The sequence below is a fragment of the Verticiella alkaliphila genome, assembly GCF_018904615.1.
GTDB lineage: Bacteria > Pseudomonadota > Gammaproteobacteria > Burkholderiales > Burkholderiaceae_B > Verticiella > Verticiella alkaliphila.
The window spans coordinates 105,535-113,029 of the sequence record NZ_JADCNH010000012.1 but is presented as its reverse complement, the minus strand read 5'-3'; the positions used below and the strand labels follow the sequence as shown (position 1 = coordinate 113,029).

Below are 7,495 nucleotides of genomic sequence, written 5' to 3'. Positions count from 1 at the left end.
CCAAGAAGCGCGCGGCCGCGCCGGCCACCCAGGCCCGCAAGAGCGCCCCGCGCAAAGCCACGGCCCGCAAGGCCGCGCCCCGCTCGCGTAGCGGTGGCTGAGCCGTCACCTGGATCCATCATGCTCAACATCGTCATCCTGGCCGCCGGCATGGGCAAGCGCATGCGCTCTGACCTGCCGAAAGTCCTGCACACCCTGGCCGGGCGCTCCATGCTCGCTCACGTCGTGGGCACCGCCCGCGCGCTCTCGCCGCAGCGCATCGTCATCGTCACCGGCCATGGCGCCGAGCAGGTCCAGGCAGCCTGCGCGGGCCAGCCGGACGTGCGCTGCGTCCTGCAGTCTCCGCAACTCGGCACAGGTCACGCCGTCCAGCAGGCCGAACCGGAACTCCTGCCGGGCGGCACCACGCTGGTCCTGTATGGCGACGTGCCGCTCGTGAGCGAAGCCACGCTGCGCGGCCTGGTCGACGCCGCGGCCCAGGGCCTGGGCGTGCTCACGGTACAGCTGCCGGACCCGACGGGCTACGGGCGCATCGTGCGCGACGACGCGGGCGAGATCCGGCGCATCGTCGAGCATAAGGATGCCTCGCCTGCCGAACAGGCCATCGACGAAGTCAACACCGGCATCCTGGCCGCGCCCACGGACGCCCTGCGCGGCTGGCTCGCCGGCCTCACCAACGACAACGCGCAGGGTGAGTACTACCTCACGGACGTGATCGCCGCGGCCGTGGCAGCCGGCGTGCCGGTGCGCAGCGCGGCGCCCGGGCACGCGTGGGAGACGCTCGGCGTCAACAGCCGCGCCCAGCAGGCCGAACTCGAACGCCTCTATCAGCGCCACCAGGCCGAGCGGCTGCTGGAGGCGGGCGTCACGCTGGCCGACCCGGCCCGCATCGACGTGCGCGGCGGTCTTCTGTGCGGTCGCGACGTTTTCATCGACGTGAATTGTGTCTTCGAAGGCGAAGTCGAGCTTGCGGACGGCGTGATCGTCGGTCCGAATTGCGTGCTGCGCAACGTCCGGGTGGGCCCGGGCGCGCGCATCGAAGCGTTCAGCCACCTGGAAGAGGCCGACGTCGGCGCCGGCGCCAACGTCGGGCCCTACGCGCGCCTGCGTCCCGGCACCGTGCTGGGCGAGCGCAGCCGCGTGGGCAACTTCGTCGAGGTCAAGAACGCCCGCTTCGGTGCCGACAGCAAGGCGAATCACCTGTCCTACGTGGGTGACGCCACCGTGGGCCAGCGCGTGAACATCGGCGCGGGCACCATCACCTGCAACTACGATGGCGTGAACAAGCACCGCACCGTCATCGAGGACGACGCGTTCATCGGCTCGGACACCCAACTCGTGGCCCCCGTCACCGTCAAGCGCGGCGCGACCGTGGGCGCGGGCACCACCCTCACGCGGGATGCGCCGGCCGATACCTTGACCGTGTCACGCTCGCCGCAGAAAGCCATCGAGGGCTGGCGCCGACCGGTGAAGGCCGACAAGGCCGGGCGCTGAGCGCCCGCCCAGGCCGCGGGCAGCGTGCCCCCGGCCTGGGTCGATGACCTGCTGCGGATCACCTGCTGCGCGTCAACCTATGCGGATCACCGAGTCGTCCTCCGAGTACAGCCGCGCCACGTCGTCTGCGCGCTGGGCGAGCGCTGCGGCCTGATTCACGTAGCCCTTGTCCGTGATCTCCCCGGCATCCAGGCTCGGCAGACTCGACAGGATGACCACGCGACGCGCGCGTTGCGATGACCCCGCCCCCGCATAGATCGGCTCCAGCGCCGCCTTCACGCGCGCCTGCACCGCAGGATGCCGGCCGAGTTCCGTACCGCTGGCCGTGCCCGCGGTATCGCCGGCCAGCGCGCGCAGCGCTGGCGTCGGAAACACCAACAGGCCGACTTCGTCACGATCGTGACCGGACACGACCACGTCCATCGCGAGCGGCGTCAGGGCCGACACGGCCTGCACGCGCAGGTTGCCTACGAAGACCCAGGTGCCCGTGACGAGCTTGAAGTCTTCGGCCACCCGGCCATCGAACAGCACGCCTGCCGACGGGTTCTCGGGATCGATCAGCTGGCCGGCGTCACCCAGGCAATAGAAGCCCTCCTCATCGAAGGCCGCAGCCGTCTTGTCCGGATCGCCGCGGTACTGCGAGAACACGGACACGCCCCGCACCCGCAATTCCATCTTGCCTTGCGCCGGCACGAACTTGAGCTCCATGCCTGGCGCGGGCACACCGATGTTGCCCGGCCGATCCAGCGGGAAGTGGGCGCTGGTGATCAGCGGCGCGGTCTCGGTAGCGCCCCAGGCGGTGGTGAAGAAGAGCGGCTGCGCGCGATGGGGCCTGGCGCAGTCCTCCAGGCGCTTCCAGGTGGCGGGCGGCAGCGCGGCCGCCGCATAGAAGACCGCATCCAGATTCTGGAAGAAGCGCGCGGCCAGCGCCGGGCGTGACTCCAAATGCGGCAACAAGGCATCGAAGCCCTTGGGCACATTGAAGTACACCGTGGGCTGCACGGATTCCAGGTTGGCCACGGTACGCTCGATGAGACCCGGCATCGGCCGTCCATCGTCCACGTACAGCGTGCCGCCATTGCGCAGCACCAGGTTGAAGTTGTGGTTGGCGCCGAACGTATGGCTCCAGGGCAGCCAATCCAGCACTACGGGTGGTCGCGATTCGATGAAAGGCCAGCACTGCGCGATCATCTGCTGGTTCGCGCACAACATGCGGTGCGTGTTGACGACGATCTTGGGCGTGCCCGTGGATCCAGAGGTGAGCAGAAGCTTGGCCGTGTCGTCCGGCAGGACTTCGGCGAAGGCCGAGTCCACGGCAAGCGTTGGCTCGGTGGCCAGCAAGGTGGCCAGGTCGATCCCGCCCTCGGGCACCGACTGCGCATACACCTGCGGACAGTCCAGCCCGGCCGAGGCCAGCGCCGGGCCGTAGAGCACGCCGTCTTCGGCATACACCAGCGCCGGCGCCAGGCGGCGCAGGATGGCATGCGCCTTGGACATGTCCTTGGCGACGCGCACGTAGGAGGACGACACGATCGCGATCGGGCGCCCCACGTGCATGGCCGCGAGGCTGAGCAGGCCGAGATTCACGCTGTTGTCCGAGACAGCGACGATCGGCTGCTCGCGGGGCGTGCGCAGATCCAGGATGGCCTGGGCCAGCCGCTGCACCTGATCCAGCGCCTCGCCGTAGGTCACGCGTCGCCACCCGGTGCCACGGGCATCGCGCTCGGCCAGGAACACCGCGTGGGGCGTGCGCTGCGCCCAGCGCACCAGCCAGTCACCGATACGCGCGTCGTACTCGCGCAGCGGCTCGGCCGATCGCAGGATGAAAGAGCCGTCGGGCCGCGACTCGCGCAATACGCGCGGTGTGGCGAGCGCCGGCCAAGCGGCCAGACAGGCTTGGCTCATGGCAGCAGCTTCCACTTGCCGTCTTCCACGGTGACGAGCACGCGGCCATCCACGCCATAGGCGGAGTGATCTTCCTTGGAGACGTTGATCACGCCATGCGCACCGGCCAGGCCTTTCGTGCCGAAGACGGCATCGCGCAGCGCCTGGCGGAACTCGGCCGTGCCCGGCTTGGCGTTCTTGGCCGCCACCGGCACGGCTTCGTCCAGCAACAGGTAGGCATCCCAGGCGTAGCCCGCGAAAAGGTCACGGGATTGCGCACCGTACTTGGCCTCGTAGCGACGCACGAAGCTGCGGGCGGCATCGCGGCTGGGGTGGTCGGCGGCGAGCTGCTCGGCCACCAGCAGCGCACCCGCGGGCACGACCACGCCATTGGCGCTTGTCCCGCTCACGCGCATGAAGTCGTTGTTGGCCACGCCATGCGTCTGGTAGATGCGGCCTTTGAAACCGCGATCGGCCAAAGCCACCATGGGCAGCGCGCCAGGCGTGCCGCTGGCCACCACCAGCACGGCATCGGGTTGCGCGCCCGACACCTTCAGCGCCTGCGCCGTCACCGACCGATCGGTGCGGGCGAAGCGCTCCACGGCCACCAGCTCGATGCCTTCTTTCTCGGCGCGCGGGCGCACGTCGTTCAGCCAGACCTCGCCATAGGAGTCCGCAAAGCCGATGAAGCCCAGCTTCTTCACGCCATGCTTTTTCATGTCCTCGAAGAGAGCCGAGGACATGACGGGCACGGACTGCGGCAGCGAGAGGACCCAGTCGAACACCTCGCCGGCGCGACGGAACGGGCTCAAGGCAATCTGCAGGGTCTTGGACTCAGCCGCCACCGAGGTCACGGCCAGCGTGGCCGGCGTGGTGGACGAGCCGATGATGGCGTCCACATTGTGTTCCTGCACCAGGCGACGCGCGTTGCGTGAGGCATTGCCAGGGTCGGTGGCGTCGTCCAGCACCACGTACTTCACCGGCAAGCCGCCCAGGGTATCGGGCAACAGCTCGATGGCGTTGCGCTCTGGAATGCCCAGCGAGGCGCCGGGCCCGGACGTGGACAGCGTGAGGCCGATCGTGAGGCCTTGCGCGTGAACCAGGCCGGTGGCTAGCGCCAGGGCCGTGGCAGCCAGCCACTGCGTGCAGGATTTTTTCATCATTGTCTCCTCGTTTCACAATACACATACGTATGTGTATGGACTGATGGAAACAGTAGCACTGCCGCGTCAGTGTGGCATTCAGGGTTTGTCCCTACCTTACATACGTAGATAAGGAGACGTATAGGGAAAACACCATGCACTGCGGTGCGCCGCAGGGCTGGCGCGCTGCGCTGCCTTCCATACAATGTCGTATGGAATGTCTTGCCCTGGAATCCCGCCATGCCCCGTCAGGCCACCGCCGACTCGTCCCCCACCGCCCGCAATTCGCTCACGCGTGAGGACTGGATCGAGGCCGCCATGCGCGTGCTCGAGGCCAAGAGCGTGGATGCCGTGCGCATCGAGACGCTGGCGCAGGAATTGAACGTCACGCGCGGCAGCTTCTACTGGCACTTTCGCAGTCGCAACGCGCTGCTCGAGGCCATGCTCACGGCCTGGCGCAACGCCGCCACCGAACAGGTGATCGATCGCTTCGAACGTCGCAAGACCTCACCGACCGAGCAGATCCATGATCTCCTGAGCCTGCCCTTTCGCGGTCAGGCGGCCAAGCGCGCCGCCGCCACGGAACTGGCCATGCGTGCCTGGGCACGCCGCGACGCGATGGCCCGCAAGGTCGTCGACGAGGTCGACGCCACGCGATTGTCCTACATTGCGCAATGCTTCAGCGCGCTGGGCCTGGACCTGGCCGAAGCCCGACTGCGCGCCTTTGCGCTGTACGCCTATGAAGTGTCCGAGTCCCTTTTGTCGGCCCAGGGCAGCGACCTGCAAAAGCGCGAGCGGCGGGCCTTCATGGCGCGGGTGTTGCTCGATCTGCCGCCGAGCGCCTGACAAGCCCCGTCTCGCCAGCTGGCAGAAACCGCGTGGGCGGCGAGCCATCCGCGTTGTGATGCAGCACGAGCGTGGGGCGACCCGCCTCGTCCAGGAACACCTGGCCCACACCGGCGCCGTTCCATACGCGCTCGCCGGCGCGGCGCCGATCCGGCACGCGCGGCACGATCTCCATGTCGCGTCGCTTGGTGAGGCGGTTCAAGGGCGATTCCGGCGCATAGAGCCAGCGGTTCAAGCGATCGAGCCAGTCGAGCAGCCGGCGGGGGAATTCGTTCTTCAGGCCACTGCTTGTGATCTGCCAGATGCGTGGGCCGCGCTCACGCGCGCGAATCTCGATGTCGTACACGAAGGAATAGTGCACGTCGCCCGAGAGCACGACGTAATTGCCCGGCGTGCGCGTGTGCCGGAAGATGTTGAGCATGGTGCCCGCCGACCCGCGGTGGGCCATCCAGTTCTCGGCATCCACCATGAGCGCGTGGCCGGTCCAGGTCATCACGCGCTGGATGATCTCGATGAGCTTCACGCCGAACATCGGCGCCGGTGACACGATCACGGCGGCGCTTTGATCGAGCAGGCGCTGTTGCAGCTCGCAGAGGGACTCCCAATCCATGAGACCGGATGGCTGGCTCGGATGATCGTCGTTGCGCCATCGCTGCGTGCGCGTGTCCAGCACGATGAGTGGCGGTGTGGTGGGCAGGGCATAGCCCCATCCCCGCGTCTGCAGCAAGGCATCGATGAGTGCGTCCTGCCGCGCGGCATCCAGGTGGCCGGTAGCGTCCGGATTCTCTGCCACCCGCTCGGCCGCAGGGATCACATTGGCAAACGCATCCGGGTCGTTGCCCCAGCCCTGGCAGAAGGCATAGGCCATGAGCGCGTTGCCCACGATGCGCCGCGAGAATGGATGGCCATAGGCCGTGCTCTCCCATTTGGCCGAGAGATTCCAGTCGTCGGTGACGTCGTGATCATCGAAGATCATGAGCGTGGGCTGGTTCGCCAGCACGCGCGCAGCCTGGGGTAGCTCCGCGCGAAAGCCGCTGATGGCCGCAGCTTCAGCGCGATAGCGGCGCGCCAGAGGCGCCTCCAGCGGCGGCATGGCGGGCGCCACGAACTGCCAGGGCACTGGCGACCACACGAGCAGATACATGGCGAGCACTTCGGCCAGCGTGACCAGATGATTGTGTGCACTGGCGCTGGTGAAGATCGGCTTTTCGACGCCCCCAAAGAAGCGCTCACGCAGGTCGTCGTTGGACTTGATGGCCGGCAACAGCTTCTCGCGACGGTAGTAGCCGTCGGGATGCGCATACAGGGCGTCGCTGTCCGGCACCACGGCGCCTTCCAGATACTCCCCGTACAGGCCCAGGCGCCCGATGAGTGCATGGATGGCCGAGAGCATCGGACCGGCAACGTCGTCGGCATACACCTGATCGCCGCACAGCAGCAGGAAGGCCGGCCGCGCCTGCGGGCGATCGAGCGCTTCCATGACGACGGCGTCGGCACGCGCGAGGCCATCGCGCACGGGATGGCTGGGCTTGCGACATGAGCCGAAGAGCACGTTGTCCAGCCGGGAACGCACGACGAACTCGAGTGCGGTGCGACCGGGATAGAGCAGGTGCGGCGCCCAGCCTGCGACGCCGCGCTCGACGCCGGCTTCGCTCAGCAGAATGTCGTAACGGATGGGGGTGTCCAGTGGCAGTGGCTGCGGCAGTTGCACGTCCACGAGCAGCAGACGGGCCTCACGGCCCACCACCACCTCGCGGCAGCAGGTGCCATCGAGCGCCACCCGATGCGACACGGTCAAGCCGTCCCGGCTGCAGTCGATCACGAGCGTGGCATCGAGGGCACGCGACGCGGCCAGCCAGAGGACGATGCGATGCGCCTCCACGCGGCGCAGCACGGGGCCCGCCAATACGGCGGGCAGATGCGCGGCGGAGGAATCAGGATCGGTGAGGGGCACGGACAGGATCATGAAGAAAAGACGCCGTGCGCGCAGACGGTGCGCGCGAGCCAGCGACATGAGAGCGTAGCGCCAGCCCCGCCGCGCCGCCACTCACAGCCCGTGCAAAGCGCGACCGGGCGTAACAGCCGCCAGTCGCCGGAACCGAGGGCGCGACACACGGGCAGGGGCATGG

General features: G+C 68.1%; 5 protein-coding genes. 2 read left to right on the top strand and 3 right to left on the bottom strand.

The window, feature by feature from the left end; translation table 11 throughout:
* Nucleotides 1-120 precede the first annotated feature (120 nt).
* Nucleotides 121-1,494, top strand: coding sequence for a bifunctional UDP-N-acetylglucosamine diphosphorylase/glucosamine-1-phosphate N-acetyltransferase GlmU (gene glmU / locus IMZ29_RS10460; RefSeq protein ID WP_216183466.1), 1,374 nt, complete (start codon nt 121-123; stop codon nt 1,492-1,494).
* A gap of 72 nt (nt 1,495-1,566) precedes the next feature.
* Here the strand turns inward: glmU and IMZ29_RS10455 are convergent, their stop codons facing one another.
* Both IMZ29_RS10455 and IMZ29_RS10450 read right to left on the bottom strand, forming a co-directional pair.
* Entirely contained in the window at nt 1,567-3,399 is a 1,833-nt protein-coding gene (locus IMZ29_RS10455; protein ID WP_216183465.1) for a feruloyl-CoA synthase, read from the bottom strand.
* Entirely contained in the window at nt 3,396-4,538 is a 1,143-nt protein-coding gene (locus tag IMZ29_RS10450; RefSeq protein WP_216183464.1) for an ABC transporter substrate-binding protein, read from the bottom strand. The genes IMZ29_RS10455 and IMZ29_RS10450 overlap by 4 nt, the downstream gene beginning before the upstream one ends.
* A 222-nt stretch (nt 4,539-4,760) precedes the next feature.
* Between IMZ29_RS10450 and IMZ29_RS10445 the strand changes: the two genes are divergently transcribed.
* Nucleotides 4,761-5,366 (top strand): TetR/AcrR family transcriptional regulator, encoded by a 606-nt coding sequence (locus IMZ29_RS10445; RefSeq protein ID WP_216183462.1) that lies wholly within the window; start codon nt 4,761-4,763, stop codon nt 5,364-5,366.
* On the opposite strand, the gene IMZ29_RS10440 is transcribed toward IMZ29_RS10445, so the two are convergent.
* The gene (locus IMZ29_RS10440) at nt 5,326-7,380 is read right to left on the bottom strand and encodes a metallophosphoesterase family protein (protein ID WP_253207024.1); all 2,055 of its coding nucleotides are present in this window, start codon (nt 7,378-7,380) and stop codon (nt 5,326-5,328) included. The two genes, IMZ29_RS10445 and IMZ29_RS10440, sit on opposite strands and share 41 nt — an antisense overlap.
* Nucleotides 7,381-7,495 lie beyond the last annotated feature (115 nt).